This is a genomic window from Streptomyces sp. NBC_00289, assembly GCF_041435115.1.
Classification (GTDB): domain Bacteria; phylum Actinomycetota; class Actinomycetes; order Streptomycetales; family Streptomycetaceae; genus Streptomyces.
Genome location: NZ_CP108046.1, coordinates 4,284,045 through 4,305,198, shown reverse-complemented (window position 1 = coordinate 4,305,198; position 21,154 = coordinate 4,284,045). Strand labels below are relative to the sequence as shown.

Annotated in this window: 16 protein-coding genes; 7 read left to right on the top strand and 9 right to left on the bottom strand. The window is 72.3% G+C overall.

Features of this window, described 5'->3' with window-relative positions; translation table 11 throughout:
* Positions 1-15: 15 nt before the first annotated feature.
* Positions 16-546: a DoxX family protein gene (locus OG985_RS19450; protein WP_371669622.1), complete on the top strand. Its 531-nt coding sequence runs from the start codon at positions 16-18 to the stop codon at positions 544-546.
* A 253-nt stretch (positions 547-799) separates the two neighbouring features.
* On the opposite strand, the gene OG985_RS19445 is transcribed toward OG985_RS19450, so the two are convergent.
* Entirely contained in the window at positions 800-1,060 is a 261-nt protein-coding gene (locus OG985_RS19445) for a hypothetical protein (protein WP_371669621.1), read from the bottom strand.
* Entirely contained in the window at positions 1,047-2,501 is a 1,455-nt protein-coding gene (locus OG985_RS19440) for a PspC domain-containing protein (protein WP_371669620.1), read from the bottom strand. Before OG985_RS19440 ends, OG985_RS19445 begins: the two co-directional genes overlap by 14 nt.
* 189 nt (positions 2,502-2,690) lie before the next feature.
* On the opposite strand from OG985_RS19440, the gene OG985_RS19435 reads away from it, so the two are divergent.
* Positions 2,691-3,983, top strand: coding sequence for a PspC domain-containing protein (locus tag OG985_RS19435; RefSeq protein WP_371669619.1), 1,293 nt, complete (start codon positions 2,691-2,693; stop codon positions 3,981-3,983).
* Positions 3,980-4,726: a LuxR C-terminal-related transcriptional regulator gene (locus OG985_RS19430; RefSeq protein WP_371669618.1), complete on the top strand. Its 747-nt coding sequence runs from the start codon at positions 3,980-3,982 to the stop codon at positions 4,724-4,726. Before OG985_RS19435 ends, OG985_RS19430 begins: the two co-directional genes overlap by 4 nt.
* Before the next feature lie 39 nt (positions 4,727-4,765).
* Here OG985_RS19430 and OG985_RS19425 read toward each other — a convergent pair whose 3' ends face one another.
* Entirely contained in the window at positions 4,766-5,833 is a 1,068-nt protein-coding gene (locus tag OG985_RS19425; RefSeq protein ID WP_371669617.1) for an NlpC/P60 family protein, read from the bottom strand.
* Positions 5,834-6,338: 505 nt separating this feature from the next.
* Between OG985_RS19425 and OG985_RS19420 the strand changes: the two genes are divergently transcribed.
* Entirely contained in the window at positions 6,339-6,692 is a 354-nt protein-coding gene (locus OG985_RS19420; protein WP_371669616.1) for a hypothetical protein, read from the top strand.
* A 1-nt stretch (position 6,693) separates the two neighbouring features.
* Here OG985_RS19420 and OG985_RS19415 read toward each other — a convergent pair whose 3' ends face one another.
* A complete protein-coding gene (locus OG985_RS19415; RefSeq protein ID WP_371669615.1) occupies positions 6,694-7,683 on the bottom strand; it encodes a tellurite resistance/C4-dicarboxylate transporter family protein in 990 nt (329 codons plus the stop codon).
* Between the two features lie 234 nt (positions 7,684-7,917).
* Positions 7,918-9,087, bottom strand: coding sequence for an NlpC/P60 family protein (locus tag OG985_RS19410; RefSeq protein WP_371669614.1), 1,170 nt, complete (start codon positions 9,085-9,087; stop codon positions 7,918-7,920).
* A gap of 583 nt (positions 9,088-9,670) precedes the next feature.
* Here OG985_RS19410 and pcrA point away from each other — a divergent pair.
* Positions 9,671-12,157: a DNA helicase PcrA gene (pcrA, locus tag OG985_RS19405; RefSeq protein ID WP_371669613.1), complete on the top strand. Its 2,487-nt coding sequence runs from the start codon at positions 9,671-9,673 to the stop codon at positions 12,155-12,157.
* Positions 12,158-12,209: 52 nt separating this feature from the next.
* On the opposite strand, the gene OG985_RS19400 is transcribed toward pcrA, so the two are convergent.
* Complete coding sequence (locus tag OG985_RS19400) at positions 12,210-13,724, bottom strand: M23 family metallopeptidase (protein ID WP_371669612.1); 1,515 nt, start codon at positions 13,722-13,724, stop codon at positions 12,210-12,212.
* 278 nt (positions 13,725-14,002) lie between these two features.
* The gene (locus OG985_RS19395) at positions 14,003-14,875 is read right to left on the bottom strand and encodes a lipase family alpha/beta hydrolase (protein WP_371669611.1); all 873 of its coding nucleotides are present in this window, start codon (positions 14,873-14,875) and stop codon (positions 14,003-14,005) included.
* Between the two features lie 611 nt (positions 14,876-15,486).
* Here OG985_RS19395 and OG985_RS19390 point away from each other — a divergent pair.
* Complete coding sequence (locus OG985_RS19390; protein WP_371669610.1) at positions 15,487-15,903, top strand: cobalamin B12-binding domain-containing protein; 417 nt, start codon at positions 15,487-15,489, stop codon at positions 15,901-15,903.
* Positions 15,904-16,498: 595 nt separating this feature from the next.
* On the opposite strand, the gene OG985_RS19385 is transcribed toward OG985_RS19390, so the two are convergent.
* Positions 16,499-18,160 carry a DUF5691 domain-containing protein gene (locus OG985_RS19385; RefSeq protein WP_371669609.1) on the bottom strand — a complete coding sequence of 554 codons (1,662 nt, stop codon included), beginning with the start codon at positions 18,158-18,160 and terminating at the stop codon, positions 16,499-16,501.
* Between the two features lie 307 nt (positions 18,161-18,467).
* On the bottom strand, positions 18,468-19,823 hold the full coding sequence (locus tag OG985_RS19380) for an SWIM zinc finger family protein (protein WP_371669608.1): 1,356 nt from the start codon (positions 19,821-19,823) through the stop codon (positions 18,468-18,470).
* Positions 19,824-19,980: 157 nt separating this feature from the next.
* On the opposite strand from OG985_RS19380, the gene OG985_RS19375 reads away from it, so the two are divergent.
* On the top strand, positions 19,981-21,111 hold the full coding sequence (locus tag OG985_RS19375) for an AAA family ATPase (protein ID WP_371669607.1): 1,131 nt from the start codon (positions 19,981-19,983) through the stop codon (positions 21,109-21,111).
* The last annotated feature ends 43 nt before the right edge of the window (positions 21,112-21,154 follow it).

Genomic DNA, 21,154 nt, shown 5'->3' with positions numbered 1-21,154 from the left:
AGGCGGCTGAGGACGATGACTCACGGCATTCGTACGGACACGCACACTCCCTACGCGGGGGGCGGCGGCGACTGGCGGGAGACCGCCACCCGCTACGCGCTGCTCCCGCTACGCGTCTTTCTCGGCGTCACCTTCATCTACGCCGGCCTGGACAAACTCACCGACAGCGCGTTCCTGAAGGACTCCGGTTCCGGCTCGGTCGGCGACATGATGCGCGGGGTCCGCGACACCGCGGCCATCCCGGCCATGATCGACATGGCCCTGAAGAGCCCGGTCGGCTTCGGGTACGCGATCGCCTTCGGTGAGCTCGCCGTCGGCATCGGCACCCTGATCGGCCTGCTCGCCCGCCTGGCCGCGCTCGGCGGTGTACTGATCTCCCTGAGCCTGTGGCTGACCGTCAGCTGGGCCTCCGACCCCTACTACTACGGCAACGATCTCCCCTACCTGATGGCGTGGATCCCTCTCGTCCTCGCGGGCGCCTCCGTCTTCTCCGTGGACGCCGCGCTGCGCAACCGCCGACGGCGGCGAACGGGAAGCTTCCGGTAGCGCCACGGCAGGCACCATCCGCCCCGTCGCGACGCCCTCGCCGTGTTCGGCAGCGCCCGCGGAGGCAGGCGCGCGGAACTGCGCGACCAGCTACGTCGGGGCTGTGGACGATCGACGGCGCATCGCGGCACTTCCAGCGGAGCACTCGGCTTCCGCGGACACCGGTCGGCGGCTCCCACCTGTGGGAGCTGCCGGCCACTTTGTCCGCGCTGCCCCGAGGGCCGCGAGGGGTGTCCCGAGCGGGCGCGGCCGGTCAGCCTCCCGTGTCCTGCCGGACCTCGGCGGGGCCGCCCGGACCGCCTGCCCTGCCAGCCCGGCCTGCCCGGCGTCTGCGTATGCCCCCGGCGAGGAAGCCCACGGCACCGGCGAGGCAGAGGCCGCCGACGACGATCGGGATCACCGCGAACCACGGGGTCTCCCAGAGGCCGCCCGCGTCACCCGCGTAGATGACGCCGGCGAGGGTGAGGAAGGCCCCGGCGACCAGCTTCCCGGGCTGGAACTCATGACGTAGCACGGGTCACCTCCGCCTGTCCCACGCCCACCTGCACGTCGAGGTCGAGCGTGCCCGTGGCCTTGGCGCCCGAGGTCGGCGACAGGGTCACCTCCTTGTACCTGCCCGGCTGCACGTCCACGTCCTTCTTGTCGTCACCCGGCAACTGGATGTCGCCCACTCCCACGTCCAGGTGCAGCTTCACCCTCAGGTCCGGCGGCACGATCACCCGCACCCGGCCCACGCCCACCTCGACCTCCGACTCCACCGTCTTCCCCTTGGCCACGTCCAGCCGGGTCAGGTCCAGGGTGCCGACGCCGGTGCCGAGGTCGTACTTCTGCTGCATCTCCGCCACCGAGGCGGGCCGCCACGTCGTGCGCACCCAGTGCGTGCTGATGTTCCCGGGCAGGGCGGCCGCGCCGGCGAGCAGGGCCGCCGTGATGATCGCCAGGAACACCGACCCCGCCCCCGTGCGCCCGAGAAACGCGCTGACCGCGATACCCAGACCGAAGACGGCGAGCGCGCAGGCCAGCCCGGCCTGCAGGCTGGTGCCGAGCGCGTGGTCGTCCCAGGTCGCGCTGGTGCCGAGACCGCCCGCGAGCAGGGCGATCAGCAACACCCAGCCGCCGATCCAGCGAGGACCGCGCGGCTTCGGCTGTCCGGCGCGCGCGGGGCCCATGTCCCCGCGGCTGCTTCCGTACCCGCGGAGGCCGATGCTGACGGCTGCCGCGATGTCGCGGTCACGGGAGTCCCGGGGACCCCACAGATAGCCGGTGCCGCCCTCGTGCGTGCCGTCCTTGACGATGGGGTCGCGCCACCAGGACGGATAGCCGGCGGGCACGGGCGGCGCCTGGGCCTCCGGCGGGGCGTCCGCGACGGCCTGGGCGGCCAGCGGGTCGGGGTCGGGGGCGCCGCGATGCCGGGACCAGTACCCCGCGCCCGCGAGAAGCAGGGACAGGACCACGGCGAAGGCCAGCACCCCGCCGTTCCTCAGCATCGTCAGGAACACACCGCAGCCGACCAGCGCGAACAGCACGGCGGCCAGGGCCTGGCCGTCGACCCGGCCGGTCAGCAGCTTGCGCACCTCGTTCTCGTCCTCGTCGTCGTACGGGACGAACAGCCAGGCGAACCCGTAGAAGATGAGGCCGATGCCGCCGGTCGCGGCGAGCACGGCGAGCGTGATCCGGAAGATCACCGGATCCATCTCGCACTGCCGACCGAGCCCGGCGCACACCCCGGCGAGCGTCTTCGACCGCCGGTCGCGCCGGAAGCTGTGGGGCGGCCCGGCCACCCCCGGTTCGCCGGGCGCGACCGGTTGCGAGGCCGCGGTGCCGCCCCCGGCGGTGGCCTTCTCCTCGCCCGGGCCGGCCGCGGCGGGCGTGGCATCCCGCGGCCCGCCGCCCGGGGCAGGGGGTGGGCCGGAGCCGGATCCCGGACCCGTCGCGGCGTGCTGGTGCTCTGTCATGCGTCCATGGTGACGGGCCCGGCGCTCCGGCGGCAGTCGGAACGACCCTGGCCGGACCCTGATATCGCCCCTGAGCCGGGGCGGGGGGAGCGTTCGAGGGGCTGCCCGCCGCACCGGCTTCGAAGATCAGGGCAGTCTCGGGGGTCGACCCTGATGCTCCGGTCCTCCCGCCGTGTGACCATCGTTGGCATGCCGGAAGCCGCAGCAGCGCCACTCGTCGAACCGCGGCCGCCGCGCAAGCTCTACCGCAGCAGTGACGGACGCTGGCTGGGTGGCGTGGCGCGGGGGCTCGCCGGGCATCTCGGGCTGCCCGTGATCTGGGTGCGGCTCGTCTTCGTCGGCCTGTTCATGGCGGACGGCCTCGGGGCCCTGCTGTACGCGGCCTTCTGGTTCTTCGTGCCGCTCGGCGTCGGCGGCGTCGGCGACCAGCGGACCCCGGGCCTGGTCAGCGCCGAGACCTCGCCCGACGGCCGTCGCAGACTCGTGGCCCGCAAGCCGGACAAGGGCCAGATCGTCGCCCTGCTCCTCATGGTCGTCGTGGCCATGGTCTTCGTCAGCAGCGTCAACCTGGGCAGCGGCGCCAAGGCGTACCTCCTGCCCGCCGTCCTCGTGGGCGCGGGTGTCGCCCTGGTCTGGCGCCAGGCGGACAACGCACGCCGGGCCCGCTGGGTCGAGGTCGGCCGTCGCCGTCGCACGCTCACCCTGCTGCGCTCCGGCGGCGGTGTGCTGCTGGTGACGGCAGGCGTCTCCGGCATCTTCGTCCTGCAGGGTTCCGCCGCCCACCTCGGCTCGGTCCTGCAGGCGGCCCTCGCGGTCCTCGTCGGCATAACGCTCCTGGCCGGCCCCTATCTGGTGCGCATGACCCAGGACCTCTCCGAGGAGCGCCTCATGCGCATCCGCGCCCAGGAGCGCGCGGAGGTCGCCGCCCATGTCCACGACTCGGTGCTGCACACCCTGACCCTGATCCAGCGCAACGCGGAGAGCCCGGCGGAGGTCCGCCGTCTCGCCCGCGCCCAGGAGCGGGACCTGCGCACCTGGCTCTACAAACCGGAGGGCACCGGCAAGGACGAGGCGGACGAACCGACCAGCGTCGCCGACGCCGTGCGGCGCAACGCCGCGGAGGTCGAGGACAAGCACGGCGTCCCCATAGAGGTCGTCGTCGTCGGGGACTGCCCGCTCGACGACAGAATCGGCGCACAGATGCAGGCCGGACGTGAGGCGATGGTGAACGCCGCCAAGTACGGTGGCGAAGGCGGCGCCGTACAGGTCTTCGCCGAAGTCGAGGGGAGGACGGTCTTCGTGTCCGTCCGCGACCGCGGTCCCGGGTTCGACCTCGACTCGATACCCGCCGACCGCATGGGCGTCAGAGAATCGATCATCGGCCGCATGGAGCGCCACGGCGGCACGGCGCGGCTGCGCGCGGTGCCGGACGGCGGCACGGAGGTCGAGCTGGAGATGGAGAGGGCGGAGAAGACGTCATGAGCGACCCGACCGAGGCGAACGGCACGACCGGAGCGGCGGAGACGGCCGGGACCGGCGGCTCCGCGGGGGGCGGCGCGGGCGAGCGTCATGTGCGCGTCGTCCTCGTCGACGACCACCGCATGTTCCGTACGGGAGTCCAGGCCGAGATCGGCCAGACCGAGCAGACCGGGGTGGAGGTCGTCGGTGAGGCCGCCGACGTCGACCAGGCGGTCACGGTGATCACCGCGACGCGGCCCGAGGTGGTTCTCCTCGACGTCCACCTCCCCGGCGGCGGCGGGGTCGAAGTGCTGCGTCGCTGCGCCCCGTTGATGGCCGACGCCGAGCAGCCGGTCCGATTCCTCGCGCTGTCCGTCTCGGACGCCGCGGAGGACGTGATCGGTGTGATCCGCGGCGGCGCCCGCGGCTACGTGACGAAGACGATCACGGGCACGGACCTGGTGGACTCCGTCTTCCGGGTCCAGGACGGCGACGCGGTGTTCTCCCCGCGTCTGGCCGGCTTCGTCCTCGACGCCTTCGCCTCCACCGACGCCCCGCCGGTCGACGAGGACCTCGACCGCCTCACCCAGCGCGAGCGCGAGGTGCTGCGGCTCATCGCGCGCGGTTACGCCTACAAGGAGATCGCCAAGCAGCTGTTCATCTCGGTGAAGACGGTCGAGTCCCACGTCTCGGCGGTCCTCAGGAAACTCCAGCTGTCCAACCGGCACGAACTCACCCGGTGGGCCACGGCTCGGCGGCTGGTCTGAGCGAGGGGCGGCGAAGGCGCGCTCCGGCTGCCCGCCGCCCTACGCCACCCGCGCCGCCCCCGCGAACGGCATCTCGTCGATCGGCGCCAGCCGTACCGGAGCCGACGGGTTCGGTGCGTGGATCATCTGTCCGTTACCGACGTACATGCCGACGTGGCTGATGCCGGAGTAGAAGAACACCAGGTCGCCCGGGAGCAGTTCGGAGCGGGAGACGCGGCGGCCGGTGTCGATCTGCGCGTAGGTCGTGCGGGGCAGGGAGAGACCCGCGGAGCGGTACGCGGCCAGCATCAGGCCCGAGCAGTCGAAGGCGTCGGGGCCCGTGGCGCCCCATACGTAGGGGCTGCCGAGCTTCTGGTACGCGTAGGCCACGGCCGCCGCCGCCCGGGAGTCGGGCGCCTCGGTCGTCGCGGAGGCGGGGGCCTCGAGACTGTCCCGCGCCCCCGCCGTGAACCGTGAGGCGCGGCCCGCAGCCGAGCCACCGGTGACCTGCGCGCGTTCCTCCGTGGACAGGCGGGACAGCAACTGCCGTGCCGCGCCGAGCTTCCCGGTGATCGTCTTCTTGTGCCGTGCCAGTTCCTTCTGCCGCGACGTGAGCGTCGCCAGCTCGATGTGCGCGGCCCCGCGCAACTGCTCGATCTCCCGCAGCTGCGTGCGTACTCGGGAGACGGCGGCGGCCTGCCGGCTGCCCGCGCGTTCGGCGAACTCGGCGCCGTCGAGGTACCGGTCCGGGTCGTCGGATAGGGCGAGTTGCAGCGAGGGATCCAGGCCGCCGTCGCGGTACTGCGCCGCCGCCATCGAACCCAGTTCGTCGCGGGCGGAGTTGAGCTTGTCCTCCTTGCGGGCCGCCTCGTCCCGCAGTGTTCTCAGCCGCGCCTCCGCCGCCCCCGCCTTCTCCTTCGCGCCGTTGTACTTCTCGGTGGCGGTCTCCGCCTCCTGGTACAGCCCGTCCACCTTCGCCTTGACCTGCGACGGCGTGAGGTCGGGTTCCGCGTGTCCGACCCCGTCGAACGCCGTCGCGGTCGCCGCGCCCGCCAGGGCGATCGTCGCCGCCGCACGGACGGTGTTGCCGCCTGCCGAACGCTGACGGGGCTTGCGATGCGCTGCCATGTGGACTGCACGTCCTTTCGTACGACCGCCTGGTCCATACGTACGCCGGGACGGCGGACGTACCGGCCGCCCTGCCGGGACTCACCGGCCGTACGAGCGCCAGGGGGAGCGGACGTACGGCCGCCCGGTGGGGCGGTTCACGCGTCCGGCGGCGGACCGCACAGGGGAAGCGGGCCGCCGCCGGATCTTCTCGGCGGTGGTGGCCGACTGCCGCCCCTGGCCCGGGCGGCGGTGGGGAGCCGGTCACCTGGGGGAGGACGCTAAACCTGACCGTGTCGGCTTGGTAACGCCTTGTGCGGAAGTGCCTGGTGACGACCGCCGCGTGACCGTATGTGGCCGTGCAGTGCCGACGCGGCCATCGACTTCACGCGGTGTGATGACCGATGTGGCGATTCCGGGACGTCCTCCGACCGCGGAGTGCTATGGGCCGCATATATGCACGATCCGACGGTGAGCGGTGGGGCGGTGCGGGCGCCGTCCGAGCCGCTGATTAGGCTCCGGCCCCATGGACGTACTCATCCATCTCTTCGTCGGCCTGCACATCGTCGGCATCGCCGCGCTCCTCGGCGGCTTCCTCACCCAGCTGAAGGCGATGGGCACGGGCACCGCCCGCTTCGTCCCGGCGATGCTGCACGGCGCCCTGACGATGCTGGTCACCGGCGTGATCCTGGTCGGCCTCAACCAGGCCGACGACCAGCCCGTCAACAACATCAAGATCGGTGTGAAGCTGGCCCTGCTGATCGTGATCCTCGGCCTCGTCTACGTGAAGCGGGACGACGAGAAGGTGGACAGGAACCTGTTCGCCCTGGTGGGTCTGCTGACCGCGGCGAACATCTTCATCGCGGTCCTGTGGACCTGAGTCACCGTCGCGCCGCCGCCCCGAACCGGGCGCGCGCCTGTGTGACCGCCCCCGCGGCGACGGCCAGCCAGGCCGCCACCGCGATCCACAGCAGTACCTGACCCGGCGTCCTGAGCCACGGGACGTCCACGGCGTCGGCGACGGACAGCGTGGCCGCGGCCGTCATGCCCATCGGGAAGACGGTCGCCCACCGCCGCACGTCGTAGCGCGGCCGGGGCCGGCACAGCTCGGCGACCAGCAGGACGGCGTACCAGCCGAGGTCGAGCACCAGCAGCGCGACGGTCACCGCGCGCAGGAAGTGAGCGTCGTCGCCGCTCCACAGGTACAGGCCCGCGCTGTCGGCGACGATCAGCCTCGATCCGGCGAGCGCCGAGATGCCCAGCGCGCCGCCGGCCACCCAGTGGTCACCGGCCCCGGCGGTGACCTGCCGGAGGTCGAAGCGGGTCAGCGCCAGGACGTAGAGCACCAGCCCGAGCCAGAACAGGACGAGCGCGGTGTGCGCGAGCCAGGCCGTCGCCTCGGCCGCGGCGAGCGTGGCGCCGAGCACCACGAGCCCCTGTGTGGCCACGCAGGCGAGGAACACCGTCCCGGGCATGCGCCGACGCCAGTGCCGCAGGACGAGGACGAGCAACACCGGCCAGAGCAGTGCGGCCAGCGCCAGCAGCGCCTCGGCCAGGGGTTGCCACCCCAGCGCGGAGAAACGGATCCCGAGCACGGTGGTCGCGGCCACCGCCACCAGCGCGCCCGGTGTGCCCGCCTCCGCCACCCACCGCGGCCGGTCCCACAGCAGTCGTACGACGAAGTCCGCGGCCAGGCCCAGCCAGGCGGCGCCGGCCGCCACCAGGGCGATACGGGACAGGACGTCGTACCCCGTCGCGTCGAGGCCGACCGACAGGATGCCGGTCGCCAGCACGGCGGCGCCGGCCGCCGGCGGACGCCCGGCCCACCGGGCGCCGACGGGGGAGCGGGGTGAGGTGCCGGTGCCGGGCATGGGGCGATGGTAAGGAGCGCCGCACGCCTCGCGAGCGGGGCACGCACGCGGGCGCTCCGAAATACGCGCGGGCGCCGGAAGGGGAAGGCGCGTGGAGCGTGGGGCGCGCGCTCCAGGCGCGCAGACGCGCGGATCGGCGCGGAACAGCGGGGTGCGGGGGCGGAGTGCGGGCGTGAGGTTCGGGGCGCGGGGCTGGAGTGTCACCCCACGCCCCGCCGCCCTCGGGCCGTCGGTTCAGGCCGGTCGTACCACGCTGTGGATCGCCGACTCGCCGTCGTAGTAGATCGACTCCTCGCGGACGTACGCGCCCGGCTTGGGGGCGTGGATCATCATGCCGTTGCCGATGTAGACGCCGACGTGGCTGACGTCGTCGTAGAAGAAGACCAGGTCACCGGGCTGGGCGTCGGAAAGGGGCACCGTGGTGCCGGCGTCGACCTGGTCGTAGGTGGTGCGGGGGAGGGTGACGCCGGCGGCCTTCCAGGCTGCCTGGGTGAGGCCGGAGCAGTCGTAGGAGTCGGGGCCGGTGGCACCCCAGACGTAGGGCTTGCCGATCTGCGCGCGGGCGAAGGCGAGCGCCTTGTCCGCCTTGGCGGCGTACGTGGAGTCGGCGGGCGCGGAGGGGGAGGGGGAGGTGGGTGTGGTGGACGACCCCGCGGAGGCGTCTTCCTGCCGAGCCTCCTCCTGGGCCTTCCGCTGCTCCTCCTGTTGCCGCGCGAGCTCCGCGGCCTTGCGCGCGGCCTCCTGCTGCCGCTTCTCCTCGGCCGCCGCGAGCCGGGCCTTCTCCTCGGACGTCAGCTTCGACAGCATCTCGCGCGCGTCCGAGAGCTTCCTCTGGACGGTGGCCTTGGCCGCCTGGAGATCACCCTGCGTGTCGGTGAGCGTCTCGAGGCTCTGCCCGGCCTCCTGGCGCTTCTTCGTCGTCGCGGACTGCTCGGTGACGTAGTCGTCGACCGCGCTCTTCTGCCGGCTGGTCATCCGGCCCATCAGCTGGCTCTGGTCGAAGTAGTCCTGCGGGGAGTCCGCGAGTAGGAAGGTCGCGGTGTCCGGAGCGGAGGCCCCGGTGCGGTACTGGGCCGCGGCGAAGGAGCCCAGCTCCTCGCGGGCCTCGTTGAGCTTCTGGGTGCGCCGGGCGACGTCGTCGAGCAGGGCGTCGACGTTCGCCCGCTGCTTCGCGGTCTTCTCCTTGGCCGCGTTGTACTTCTCGGTCGCCGACTCCGCCTGCCGGTACAGGTCGTCGACCTTCTTCTCGACTTCCTCGAGACTCGGCCTGCCGTCTTCCTGTGGAGCGGCGTCGGCCGTCTGGGACAGCAGGGCCACGGAGGTGAGCGCCGCCGTGGCGAGGACGGGGGTCCGTATGCCTGCTGCGCGCGTCCCCGCGGGACGCGACTTGCGGTGTGACGCCAAGGGTGGCGACTCCTTCCGTGTTCCGCCCGCCGGGTCGGCGGGCGGGGTACCCGCAGGCCGTTCGGGCACTGGGGAGGGGCCGGGCGGGTGCTGCGGAAGGGTTGCCCCGCGGCCCTCTCCCGCGAAGGGAGCCGGGCCGGTTCCCTCCCGGGTTCGGCGGGTCCCCGGTTCCGGGCGCCCACGAGGGCGGACCGGATGCGGGGGAGGCCGCGCGGCCCGGCGATGTTCGCCGGTGGGGGCGCACGGTCTGTCCGGAACGGTAGCCAACTGGTGTGGCCTCTGTGAAGGTTGATGTTCGATATGCCCGATACGTTTTCGTGACCTGAGCCAGGGCGTCGCTCGGCGTGGTCGATCCGGTGCGGACCGGCAGGATTCCGGACAGGAAGTCCGGCGCCGGCTCGACCACCGGACTCGCCTCGACGGCCACGGCGACCTCCACGTCAGCCGGTCGTTCGCCGGCAAGGTGACCGAAATCTCGGAAGGTTCTCGGCCTGCGAGGCCGCCGTGGACGAGCAGCCGTAAACGGGGATGTTTCCCGGGGCGGCGGTGGGTTGTCAGTGAGGCACCCTAAACTCGGAGAGCGATGAGCAGCCTCTTTGATGACAGCTTCCTGGCGGACCTCAAGGCCCCACGGGCCCGCGAGGAAGAACACCCGCCGCCGCCCGAGGACGATCACGTGCCGGAGCCCGTTCCGGACGATCTGTTCGGCGGGAAGTTCGACGTGCCCCCGGACCGGGACGCGTACTACCGCGACGGCGCCCCGCGCCCGCCGGTGGACCCGGCCGCGCTCCTGGCGGGGCTCAACGAGAACCAGCGAGCGGCCGTCGTCCACTCCGGCGCCCCGCTGCTCATCGTGGCCGGTGCCGGCTCCGGCAAGACCCGCGTGCTCACCCACCGCATCGCGCACCTCCTCGGCGAGCGGAACGTCCACCCGGGCCAGATCCTCGCGATCACCTTCACCAACAAGGCCGCCGGCGAGATGAAGGAGCGCGTCGAGCAGCTCGTCGGCCCGCGCGCGAACGCGATGTGGGTGATGACCTTCCACAGCGCGTGCGTGCGCATCCTGCGCCGCGAGAGCAAGAAGCTCGGCTTCACCTCCTCGTTCTCGATCTACGACGCCGCCGACTCGAAGCGTCTGATGGCCCTGGTCTGCCGCGACCTGGACCTCGACCCCAAGCGCTACCCGCCGAAGTCGTTCAGCGCCAAGATCTCGAACCTGAAGAACGAGCTGGTCGACGAGGAGGACTTCGCCGCCCAGGCCACCGACGGCTTCGAGAAGACCCTCGCGCAGGCCTACGCCATGTACCAGTCGCGGCTGCGCGAGGCGAACGCCCTCGACTTCGACGACCTGATCATGACGACGGTCAACCTGCTGCGCGCCTTCCCGGACGTCGCCGAGCACTACCGCCGCCGCTTCCGCCACGTGCTGGTGGACGAGTACCAGGACACCAACCACGCGCAGTACGCGCTGGTCCGGGAACTCGTCGGCACCGCCGAGCACCCGGTGGACGTGCCGCCCGCCGAGCACGACCTCCCGCCCGCCGAGCTGTGCGTCGTGGGCGACGCCGACCAGTCGATCTACGCGTTCCGTGGCGCGACCATCCGCAACATCCTCCAGTTCGAGGAGGACTACCCGGACGCGACGACGATCCTGCTGGAGCAGAACTACCGCTCGACGCAGACGATCCTCTCCGCCGCGAACGCCGTCATCGAGCGCAACGAGTCCCGCCGCCCCAAGAACCTGTGGACCAACGCGGGCGCGGGTGCCGGCATCACCGGCTACGTCGCCGACACCGAGCACGACGAGGCGCAGTTCGTCGCCGACGAGATAGACCGTCTCACCGACGCGGGCGACGCGAAGGCGGGCGACGTCGCCGTCTTCTACCGCACCAACGCCCAGTCCCGTGTCTTCGAAGAGGTCTTCATCCGCGTCGGCCTGCCCTACAAGGTCGTCGGCGGCGTCCGCTTCTACGAGCGCAAGGAGGTCCGGGACGTCCTGGCCTACCTGCGGGTGCTGGCCAACCCGGAGGACTCGGTCCCGTTGCGCCGGATCCTCAATGTGCCGAAGCGGGGCATCGGCGACCGCGCCGAGGCGATGATCGACGCCCTCTCCCAGCGCGAGAAGATCAGCTTCCCGCAGGCCCTGCGGCGGGTCGACGAGGCGTACGGCATGGCCGCGCGCTCCACCAACGCCGTCAAGCGGTTCAACACGCTGATGGAGGACCTCCGTACGATCGTCGAGTCGGGCGCCGGACCGGCCACCGTCCTGGAGGCCATCCTCGAACGCACCGGCTACCTCGCCGAGTTGCAGGCCTCGACGGACCCGCAGGACGAGACCCGGATCGAGAACCTCCAGGAACTCGCCGCCGTGGCCCTGGAGTTCGAGCAGGAGGCCGGTGAGGGTGAGGCCGCGGGCGGGCTCTCCGCGTTCCTGGAGCGGGTGGCCCTGGTCGCCGACTCCGACCAGATCCCCGACGAGGACGAGGACGGCTCCGGCGTCATCACCCTGATGACCCTGCACACCGCGAAGGGCCTCGAGTTCCCGGTCGTCTTCCTGACCGGCATGGAGGACGGCGTCTTCCCGCACATGCGCGCCCTCGGCCAGGCCAAGGAGCTGGAGGAGGAGCGGCGCCTTGCGTACGTCGGCATCACGCGCGCGCGTGAACGGCTGTATCTGACCCGGTCGTCGCTGCGCAGCGCGTGGGGGCAGCCGTCGTACAACCCGCCCTCGCGTTTCCTGGAGGAGATCCCGCCGCACCACGTCGACTGGAAGCGGACCGGAGCCACGGTACCGATGCCCTCCGGTCCGGCCTCCGGGGTCGCGGCGTCCCTGTCGTCGTCCCGCTCCCGCTCCTCGGCCTCCGGTGCGTCCGGCTTCGCCACCCGCCGGACCTCGGAGAAGCCGGTGGTCTCACTGGCGGTCGGGGACCGGGTGACGCACGACCAGTTCGGTCTCGGGACGGTCGTCGGGGTGAAGGGCATGGGCGCGAACGCCGAGGCGACGGTCGACTTCGGCGAGCCCAAGCCGAAGCGGCTGTTGCTGCGGTACGCGCCCGTGGAGAAGCTGTAGCGGTCACGCAAACGAGCCCCCGCCGGACAGCGGGGGCTCAACCGCACGGTGTCTACGACGGGTTGATGCCGTGGCTGCGCAGCCACGGGAGCGGGTCGATCGCCGAGCCGCCCGCCGGCCGTACCTCGAAGTGCAGGTGCGGGCCGGTCGAGTTGCCGGAGTTCCCCGAGTACGCGATCGGGTCGCCCGCCTTGACCGTCGTACCGGAGGCGACCCGGTAGGTGGAGAGGTGGCAGTACCACGTCTCCGTACCGTCCTTGTCGGTCACGATCAACATGTTGCCGTAGGCGCTGTTCCACTGGGTGCGGACGGTGCCGTCGGTCGCGGCCATCACGGTGGTGCCGTAGGCGACCGGGAAGTCGATGCCGGTGTGCACGGACATCCAGTTGACACCGGCCTGGCCGAAGTAGGCGCTGAGGCCGTGCTGCGCCACCGGGAGCGCGTACTTGGGACGCAGCCGCTCCTTACGGGCCGCCTCCGCCGCCGCCTTCTTCTTCTCGGCTTCCTGCTGCGCCTTGAGGTCGATACGTTCCTGTGTACGGCTGGCCCGGTCGGCGAAGTCGTCGGCGCCCGCGGAGAGGCTCTTCAGCTGGGTGTCCAGCTTGTTGTTCACGGCGGACGGCTGCACGGCGGTCGCGTCGGACGCGGTGGTCGAGGTGTCGTTGCTGTCCTCGGTCAGGGTGCCGACCGAGGCGGCGGCGATTCCCGCGACCCCCATCACGCACGCCGAGGGAACGGCCACCGTCAGGAACGCGGAGCGCTTGGGCGGCGGGCGGCGGCGGGACCGGGATGCCGTGCGGGGGGCCGGTCCAGGAGCGGTCTCCTCCTGGTCGTCGAGCAGTGAAGGCACGGCGGGCAACTCGCCCGTGGCGCTCAACTCCCCGTCGTCCAGGGCGGGTTCGTCGTACGAGAACTGTTCGAAGGTGGCCGTGGCCTGCTGCTCGAAGGGCTCGGCCTGCTGACCGTGGTCGTCCGTCGTCCCGGCCATGTCGGCGGCGCTGCCGTCGGAGTTCCACTGGGTCGCGTCGTAGGCCCCGGTGTCGAAGGCCTGCGTGCCCCATTCCCAGTGCTGGGTCCGGTCGGCCGGCTCGGCGCCCGACTGATCGGGCTGCAGCCAGGCGCTCGCGTCCCACTGGCCGCTGGCCTCGGGGCCCGTGGCCTGCGGCGGGATGGCGGGAAGCGGCTGGTGTCCGGCGGTCCAGGTGGTGTGGTCGTACGCCCCGGTGTCGTAGGCGGCGTGGTGCTGAGCCGCGTAGGCGTCGTAGTTCAGGTTCTGATGACTGCCGTCGGACCACGCCGACGTGTCGTACGCGCCCGAACCGTGCCCGTCCGCCGGGAGGTTGCCGAAGAGCGGGTCGGTCTCGAACGTCGTGGTGGCGTGGCCGCCCGCGTCGAGTCCGTGGGAGTGGAAACCGGTGTGGTCGACGCCGCCCGCGGCATAGGCGTCATACGCGGTGAAGTCACCGTACTGGCCTTCCTGACCGCCATAGGGCGCATAGTGCGCGGAGGCGGCGTCGGAAGCCGGAGCCGGGGTGGTCATGGTCCCCGACGGGTGACGATCGTTCACCAACTTCTCTTTCGCCTCGACAACAGGGGCTGCCAGAGCAGTGCGGTGACTGTACCCGCCGGTACGCGGGCGCGACAATCTTCAACTGGTTTCGTGCCAGCAGGAAACGGGCATTCGGCCGTGTTTCGGGGGACTGCGGACGCGGGTTTGGCCCTGTGTTCGAAGAACGTTCGATGCTGGTGAGCTGTCGGTGCCCTGTTGTTCCGCTGTGGCGGCGGGTGCGGTCGGTTGCTGAGGGAGGATCGGGGCGCGGTGCCGCTGCCGTGACCGGTGCGGGGTCAGGCCACCGTCAGGCCGCCCGCGCGGGTGTCCGCCTCCGCCTCGGCCTCGGTCCGCGCCGTGTCGAGAACCTGCCGTATCCCGGTGGCGACGGCGGGGTGCACGGGCAGCGCCAGATGTCCGACCCCGCTCACCCGGACGTTCTGTGCCGACAGGTCGGGGTGGTCGATGCAGGCGGTCTCCAGCGGGTCCATCAGGTGGTCGAGGTCGCTCCAGAAGCTCACGAAGTGCGTACGGCAGCCGGGCGCGGGGCGGGTCAGCTCCTCGAGCAACTCGGAACCGGGGCGCATCTGGCGCACGATCGGGTGAGCGTTCGCCAGCGGCGCCACCCGGGTGCCGGAGTGCGGCGTGCCGAGCGTCACCAGCGTGCGTACGCGGAGGTCCCCGCCGAGGCGCTGCACGTAGTAGCGCGCGATCAGTCCGCCGAGGCTGTGCCCGACGATGTCGACCTGCCCGCTGCCCGTGCGCGCGCAGATCTCCTCTATGTGCCGCCCGAGTAGCTCCGCGGCGGTGCGGATGTCGCAGGTCAGCGGCGAGTAGTTCAGCGACTCGACCTGCTGCCTGCCGTGCTGGGCGAGGCTGCGGCGCAGCAGCACGAAGACCGAGCGGTTGTCGATGAAGCCGTGCAGCAGGACGACCGGAGGCTTCGCCTCCGTCGGGAGCTGCGCCGTGCCCTCCGGGGCGGGCAGAGGGGAGATCGGGGCCCGGCGCTCCTGGGCGATGCCGGACGGATACAGCAGGAGGTGTCCCGCGAGGATCGCGATCTCCAGAGCGGTCGCCTTCAGGAGGGCTACGGACAGACCCGCCAGCCTGCTGGGCAGAAGTCGCTGGCAGAGCGGAAGAAAGGGCTGAACCGCCCCGGTGACCTTCATGGCCGGCCTCCTGTCGGCACACAGGGGGACGGCTCTGTCCCCCGTGTGCCCTCGTGGGAGGCCGCGACGCGGGTGATCGACGGCGAGGATGCCCGAGGGGCGCGTGTGAGGTGAGTGCGGTCTGCGGCGCGTGGTGCCTTTGATGCTCCCCGTTCTTGTGGGTTCCGTGGTGCTTGTGGTGCTGGTGATGCGCCGATGACGTGCCGAGACTCCCTGCCGGTGTGGCGACGAGGCTCCCCGCTGTCGTGCCGTACCTGCCCTGCGTGCCTTTCGTGCAGTCGCCGAAGCACCGCACTGTCACGACGCGCGGTCTGCGGCGCGGCGATGCGGCGACCTCGTTGCGGCTCCCGTTGCGCGTGTTCCCGCTGTGGCATGTGTGCCGCGAGAGCCTGTGAACCGTGTGCCGTCACAGGGGCCCGCGCCGCGCGTGTCGCAGAGACTCGGAACGGTGCGCTGCTGATGTGTCCCATCGTGTGATTTCCCCCTCGGTCCGCACCGCGAAACTGCCGGTTGCGGGATGCTGGCGATAACGTTCGTTCACTTCCCCGGCCGGTGTGGGTACCTCGGTACCTGTCGGTAGGGATGAATGCAGTCGCTTCATGGAGGCAGTGATGGGTGTGGCAGCCGGTCCGATCCGCGTGGTGGTGGCCAAGCCGGGGCTCGACGGCCACGATCGCGGGGCCAAGGTGATCGCGCGGGCGCTGCGCGACGCCGGTATGGAGGTCATCTACACGGGGCTGCACCAGACCCCCGAGCAGATCGTCCACACCGCGATCCAGGAGGACGCCGACGCGATCGGCCTCTCGATCCTCTCCGGCGCGCACAACACGCTCTTCGCGGCGGTCATCGACCTGCTCCGGGAGCGGGACGCGGAGGACATCAAGGTCTTCGGCGGCGGAATCATCCCCGAGGGGGACATCGCTCCGCTCAAGGAGAAGGGCGTCGCGGCGATCTTCACGCCCGGAGCGACGACCGCGTCGATCGTGGACTGGGTACGGGCGAACGTACGCCAGCCCGCGGGGGCGTAGCCCCTCCGACGACCCCGGGTCGGCCCCACGCGTCTTTCGAGGCCGACGGTCGGCTGTGCACTGGGCGATCGGCGGGGTCGGCAGCTGCGGAGGGGACGGCCATCGCGGCGGGCTTTGCTTGCGCGGCGGGGTCTGCCGCGCGGCGGGGTCGGCTTGAGTGGTGGGGTCGGCATACCCGGCACGAGCGGCACGTTCGGCACGAGTGGCGGGTCGGGCACGAGCGCCGGGTCGAGCATGGCTGGCAGACCTCGCACGTCTGGCAGATTCGGCCCCTCTGGCAGATTCTGCCCAGCTGGCACTTTCGCCAGGTCCCGCGCGTCGGGGCTGACCGGCAGGTCCCGTACGCGCGGCGTCTCCGACAGGTCCGGCGCGGTGAGCGGATGCCGCTCGCGCGGCGTCTCCGGCAGGTTGTGCGCGTCAGGCAGATCCCGCGCACGCGGCGTCTCCGGCAGGCCCCGCATGCTCGGTAGATCCCGCGCACGCGGCACGTCCGGCAGATCCCGCTCGCGTGGCGTCACCCGCAGGTTCGCTGCTTGCGGGCGAGGTTCCTCAGCGTGCGGGTGGGGCCGGTCGCAGTGGCTTCGGGCGACGACGCTCAGAGAGCCTGTGGTGGGGCCATGACGGTCGGCGACGCCAGTTCCTCGGCCATCGTCCCGCGCAGACGCAGGGTCGTGACCAGGCGCTGGAACGCCTCCGCCCAGTACTCCCCGGCCCCTGGTGACGCGTCCTCCCGCTCGTCGGGCACCGCCAACAGCCCGTCCAGACGCCTTGCCTCGGACGGGTCGAGGCAGCGCTCGGCGAGCCCCATCACTCCACTGAAACTCCATGGATAGCTCCCTGCGTCCCGCGCGATTTCGAGCGCGTCCACGACCGCCCGCCCGAGCGGCTCGGCCCACGGCACAGCGCACACCCCGAGCAGCTGAAACGCCTCGGAAAGGCCATGGGTGGCGATGAACCCGGCCACCCACTCGGCCCGTTCGGCGGCGACCAGCCGGCCGAGCAGCTTGGCGCGCTCCGCCAGGGACACCGCTCCAGGGCCGCCGGCCTCCGGTGCCGAGGGCGCCCCGAGGAGCGCTCGCGACCATTCGGCGTCCCGCTGTCGCACGGCCGCCCGGCACCAGGCCGCGTGCAGTTCGCCCTGCCAGTCGTCGGTCACCGGCAGCGCCACTATCTCCTGCGGCGTACGACCGCCGAGCCGGGCGGGCCATGTTCCCAGCGGCGCCGCCTCCACCAACTGGCCGAGCCACCAGGACCGTTCGCCCCGTCCTGTGGGCGCCTTGGCCACGACTCCGTCACGCTCCATGCCCGCGTCGCACTCGTGCGGTGCCTCGACGGCGAGGGTCGGCGTGTCCCGCGTGCGGTCAAGGGCGACGCAGGCCCCGGCCCGCACCGCCATCCGCCCGGCGAGCGCGGACTGCGGCAGCGCCGAGAGCAGCTCCGCCGCCGTGGCCCGTACGTTGCGGCTCCGGTCGGCGAGTGCCTGCTCCAGGAACGGCTCGTCCTCCGGGCCCAGGCCGGTGCGCAGCGAGTCGAGGAACATCAGCCGGTCCTCGGCCCGCTCCGTCGCCCAGGTCGTCGCGAGAAGTTCGCGCGCGGCGACGGGCTCGCGGGCCCGTAGCGCGCCGAGGAGGGCGACCCGCTCGGCGAACAGCCCCTCCTGCCACAGCTCGCGCACCTGGTCCGGGTCGTCGGCGGGCGGCAGCGCCGTGCCTCCGCCGGGTGCGGCCCGCAGTGCGAACCGCCAGTCCGGGCTCAGCCGGGCCAGCCACACGGCGCGCGGCCCGGCGAAGGACAGCGCCGCCGGGCGCAGATCCGTACGACCCCGGGCAGCGTCCAGCAGTGCGGGCACGGTTTCCGGCGGCGCCGCGAAACCCCGGGCGTTCGCGGCCGCGAGCCACTGCGGAAGCAGCTCCATCAGGTCGGGTGCCGTGCCTCTGCGCCCGCCACCACCCCCGCCGGCGCCCGGACGGTCCGCCAGCAGCATCGTGAGCCGGCGGGCCGCCGCGCCGGGCAGCGGTGGCCTCGGATCCTCCGGCGCCGGCTGTGGACGTTCCGCCGCCCGCGCCGCCCGCAGCCCGGCCCGTCGCCGTACGGTCTCCACGGCGGCCGCGTCGAGCAGTGCGACCGGCGCCTCCCGGCCCGGCTCGCAGCCGGGCGGCGTGCGCCGCTCCGTCCCGAGCAGGGCGGCGGTGACGAGCTCCTCCCAGGCGCCCGGAGCGGGTGAACCCACGGAACCCGGCGCGGGGGTGCTGTTCATGAGATTCCTTCCATCAAGTGCGACGCAGTGGTGGAAAGCTCACCGGCGCCGGGTGTCCCGTGGGGCGGAGGACATGCACGGCACAGGAGAGGTCTGGCGGATCGACGTACGAAACCCGGTGGAGCCGGGGCCGTCGGGGCCGTCGGGGCGGGGAGCATGCGGACCGGTGTGCGGGGTGCACGCGCTGTTCCGGATGTACGGGGCGGCGGCACCCGGCTTCCCGAAGGCGTGCACGGCGGCCGGTGTCGGCGCCCGCGGTGCGGATGATCGGTGTGGGGCGCGGCATGGTGGCGATGAGCCGGGCGGCTCAGCACAGCGGCACCGGTCCGCCCGCACCCGTCGGCCAGGCCGTCAACGGGGTGAAGCCCCGGTGGCCGCACTCGCCGAACACCGTGACGGGGGCGCCGCCCGAAAGCGAGACCAGACGCCACAGACCGGGACGAGAACAGGCCACGGAAGTGAGCGGAAGTGCCGCCTCCCCGTCGGCGTCCGCGAGCTGCCAGGAGCCGCCGTCCGGAGTCGGTACGACCCCCTCCAGCGTCACCGGCACCGAGTCCAGCCACGGGTCGTCGCGCAGCGCCTCGCCGTAGCGCGCCGCCGCTTCGGCGACCGTCACGCCCGGCGGCCGTATCGCCGCCGGTGCGGGCGGCGCGAACTGCTCGCCCAGGGCCGCCCGCGGCTGCCCGGCCCCCGGATACGCCGACACCTGAGCCTCCAGGGCCAGCCCGACCGGCAGCGCGAGTTCCGGCGCGCGGCCGGCCGCCCCATAGGAGAGGAGCAGTGCCGTACGGTCCGACTCGGCGCCGTACAGCCAGATCCGGCGGGTCGTCAGGCGCGCGTCAGCGGTGTCGTACTGGGAGAGGACCAGCCAGCGGTCCCGTACCGGTGGACCGTCCGCCGAACCGGGCAGGCCGACGCGGGAACGGACCGTCGCCGCCAGGCCGTCCGGGAGCCGCTCGCGGCGCAGCCAGCCCTGGTCGAGCAGGTGCAGCAGCGCGCACTCCTCCAGCAGACGCACCGGCCAGCCGGACCCGGACGACGGAATGGCACCCAACTCCCGCACGCGTGCGGCCAGTCCGGGGGCCTGGGCGTCGACCATGCGGGCCGCGGTCTCCTCCCACAGTCCGTATCCCGCCTGCTCGGCGCCCGCCAGGCCGCCGCGCAGCAGATCCGCCAGACGCTGCTCCAGCTCCGCCGCCCCCGCGGTGATCCGCTCGGCCCGGCGCTGCGCTCTACGCCGCGCTCCCTCCGCATCACCTGATGCGGAGGGGGAACCGGACACCTCCGCCGCTCGTTTCTCCTCCGCCCGCCTGCGTCTCCCCCCGAGCCACTCCTCCGCCCAGTCCGGTGGCTGGGCCGACGGCACGGCGCCGTCCCCGCCCGCCCAGAGCAGCAGCAGCCCGAGCGCGTGCTTGCACGGGAACTTGCGGCTCGGACAACTGCACTTGTAGGCGGGACCGGCCGCGTCCGCGATGTCGATGACCGTCTGATACGGCTTGCTGCCACTGCCCTTGCACAGTCCCCACACCGTCCCCCCGTCATCACTGCCCGCCTCGGACCACGGTCCGGCCGCGCCGAGTTTGCTTCCCGCTTTGCGTGAGGCGGCGTCAGGCGCCAGTGCCAGCACCTGATCCGCAGTCCAGCGCACCCCCTGCTGAGTCATGCTGTCGAAGGTAGGTCCCGGCACTGACAGTCGGTCCTGCCGGCCGCCCCGGCGGCGGCCTGCCGAGTGCGTTCTCGCAGGTCGGATCGCATTGTCAGTGGCGTGGTGCACGGTGGACACCAGATTCGAACCGGCCGAGCTGGAGGGGGCCTCAGCCATGTCTGTGTCCGTGGAACCGCAGTCCGTCGAAGTGCGCGAGAAGAAGCCGGCCGAGGCGTTGCGGCCGCACGCCGAGGACGCCTTCGCCGGTGAACTGGCCGCGCTGGCCGCGCAGGACGACCGTCCGCGTCCGGTCCGCTGGAAACTGTCGCCCTGGGCCGTCGCCACCTATCTGCTCGGCGGCACGCTGCCCGACGGCACGGTGATCACACCGAAGTACGTGGGACCGCGCCGCCTCGTCGAGGTCGCCGTCACCACCCTCGCCACCGACCGCGCCCTGCTCCTGCTCGGCGTGCCCGGCACGGCGAAGACCTGGGTGTCCGAGCACCTGGCCGCGGCGGTCAGCGGCGACTCGACGCTGCTCGTGCAGGGCACGGCGGGCACCCCAGAGGAGGCCATCCGGTACGGGTGGAACTACGCGCAACTGCTCGCGCACGGGCCGAGCCGTGACGCCCTCGTGCCCAGCCCGGTCATGCGGGCCATGGCGGAGGGGATGACGGCCCGTGTCGAGGAGCTGACCCGCATCCCGGCCGACGTGCAGGACACGCTCATCACGATCCTGTCGGAGAAGACCCTGCCGATACCGGAACTGGGACAGGAGGTGCAGGCGGTCCGCGGCTTCAACCTGATCGCGACGGCCAACGACCGCGACCGCGGCGTCAACGACCTCTCCAGCGCCCTGCGCCGCCGCTTCAACACGGTGGTGCTACCGCTGCCGGAGAGCGTCGAGGCAGAGGTCGACATCGTCTCCCGGCGCGTCGACCAGCTCGGCACCTCGCTCGACCTGCCGGCCGCACCCGACGGCATGGACGAGATCCGCCGTGTGGTGACCGTCTTCCGAGAGCTGCGCGACGGCGTCACCTCCGACGGGCGGACGAAGGTGAAGTCGCCCAGCGGCACCCTGTCCACCGCCGAGGCGATCTCCGTCGTCACCAATGGTCTGGCCCTGGCCGCCCACTTCGGGGACGGCGTGCTGCGGGCCGGTGACGTCGCCGCGGGCATCCTCGGTGCCGTGGTGCGCGATCCGGCAGCCGACCGCGTCATCTGGCAGGAGTACCTGGAGGCGGTCGTCCGCGAGCGCGACGGCTGGAAGGACTTCTACCGGGCCTGCCGGGAGGTGAGCGCGTGAACGACAACCGAGGGGGGACGCGCCGCGGTGGGGCGTCGGCATA

Bases quoted from the DNA above. Each gene is read 5' to 3' on its own strand.
- OG985_RS19380 (WP_371669608.1), bottom strand. From the start codon at position 19,823: ATGACTCAGCAGGGGGTGCGCTGGACTGCGGATCAGGTGCTGGCACTG.
- OG985_RS19375 (WP_371669607.1), top strand. From the start codon at position 19,981: ATGTCTGTGTCCGTGGAACCGCAGTCCGTCGAAGTGCGCGAGAAGAAG.
- OG985_RS19425 (WP_371669617.1), bottom strand. From the start codon at position 5,833: ATGGCAGCGCATCGCAAGCCCCGTCAGCGTTCGGCAGGCGGCAACACC.
- OG985_RS19415 (WP_371669615.1), bottom strand. From the start codon at position 7,683: ATGCCCGGCACCGGCACCTCACCCCGCTCCCCCGTCGGCGCCCGGTGG.
- OG985_RS19420 (WP_371669616.1), top strand. From the start codon at position 6,339: ATGGACGTACTCATCCATCTCTTCGTCGGCCTGCACATCGTCGGCATC.
- OG985_RS19385 (WP_371669609.1), bottom strand. From the start codon at position 18,160: ATGAACAGCACCCCCGCGCCGGGTTCCGTGGGTTCACCCGCTCCGGGC.
- OG985_RS19395 (WP_371669611.1), bottom strand. From the start codon at position 14,875: ATGAAGGTCACCGGGGCGGTTCAGCCCTTTCTTCCGCTCTGCCAGCGA.
- OG985_RS19440 (WP_371669620.1), bottom strand. From the start codon at position 2,501: ATGACAGAGCACCAGCACGCCGCGACGGGTCCGGGATCCGGCTCCGGC.
- OG985_RS19435 (WP_371669619.1), top strand. From the start codon at position 2,691: ATGCCGGAAGCCGCAGCAGCGCCACTCGTCGAACCGCGGCCGCCGCGC.
- OG985_RS19390 (WP_371669610.1), top strand. From the start codon at position 15,487: ATGGGTGTGGCAGCCGGTCCGATCCGCGTGGTGGTGGCCAAGCCGGGG.
- OG985_RS19430 (WP_371669618.1), top strand. From the start codon at position 3,980: ATGAGCGACCCGACCGAGGCGAACGGCACGACCGGAGCGGCGGAGACG.
- OG985_RS19450 (WP_371669622.1), top strand. From the start codon at position 16: ATGACTCACGGCATTCGTACGGACACGCACACTCCCTACGCGGGGGGC.
- pcrA (WP_371669613.1), top strand. From the start codon at position 9,671: ATGAGCAGCCTCTTTGATGACAGCTTCCTGGCGGACCTCAAGGCCCCA.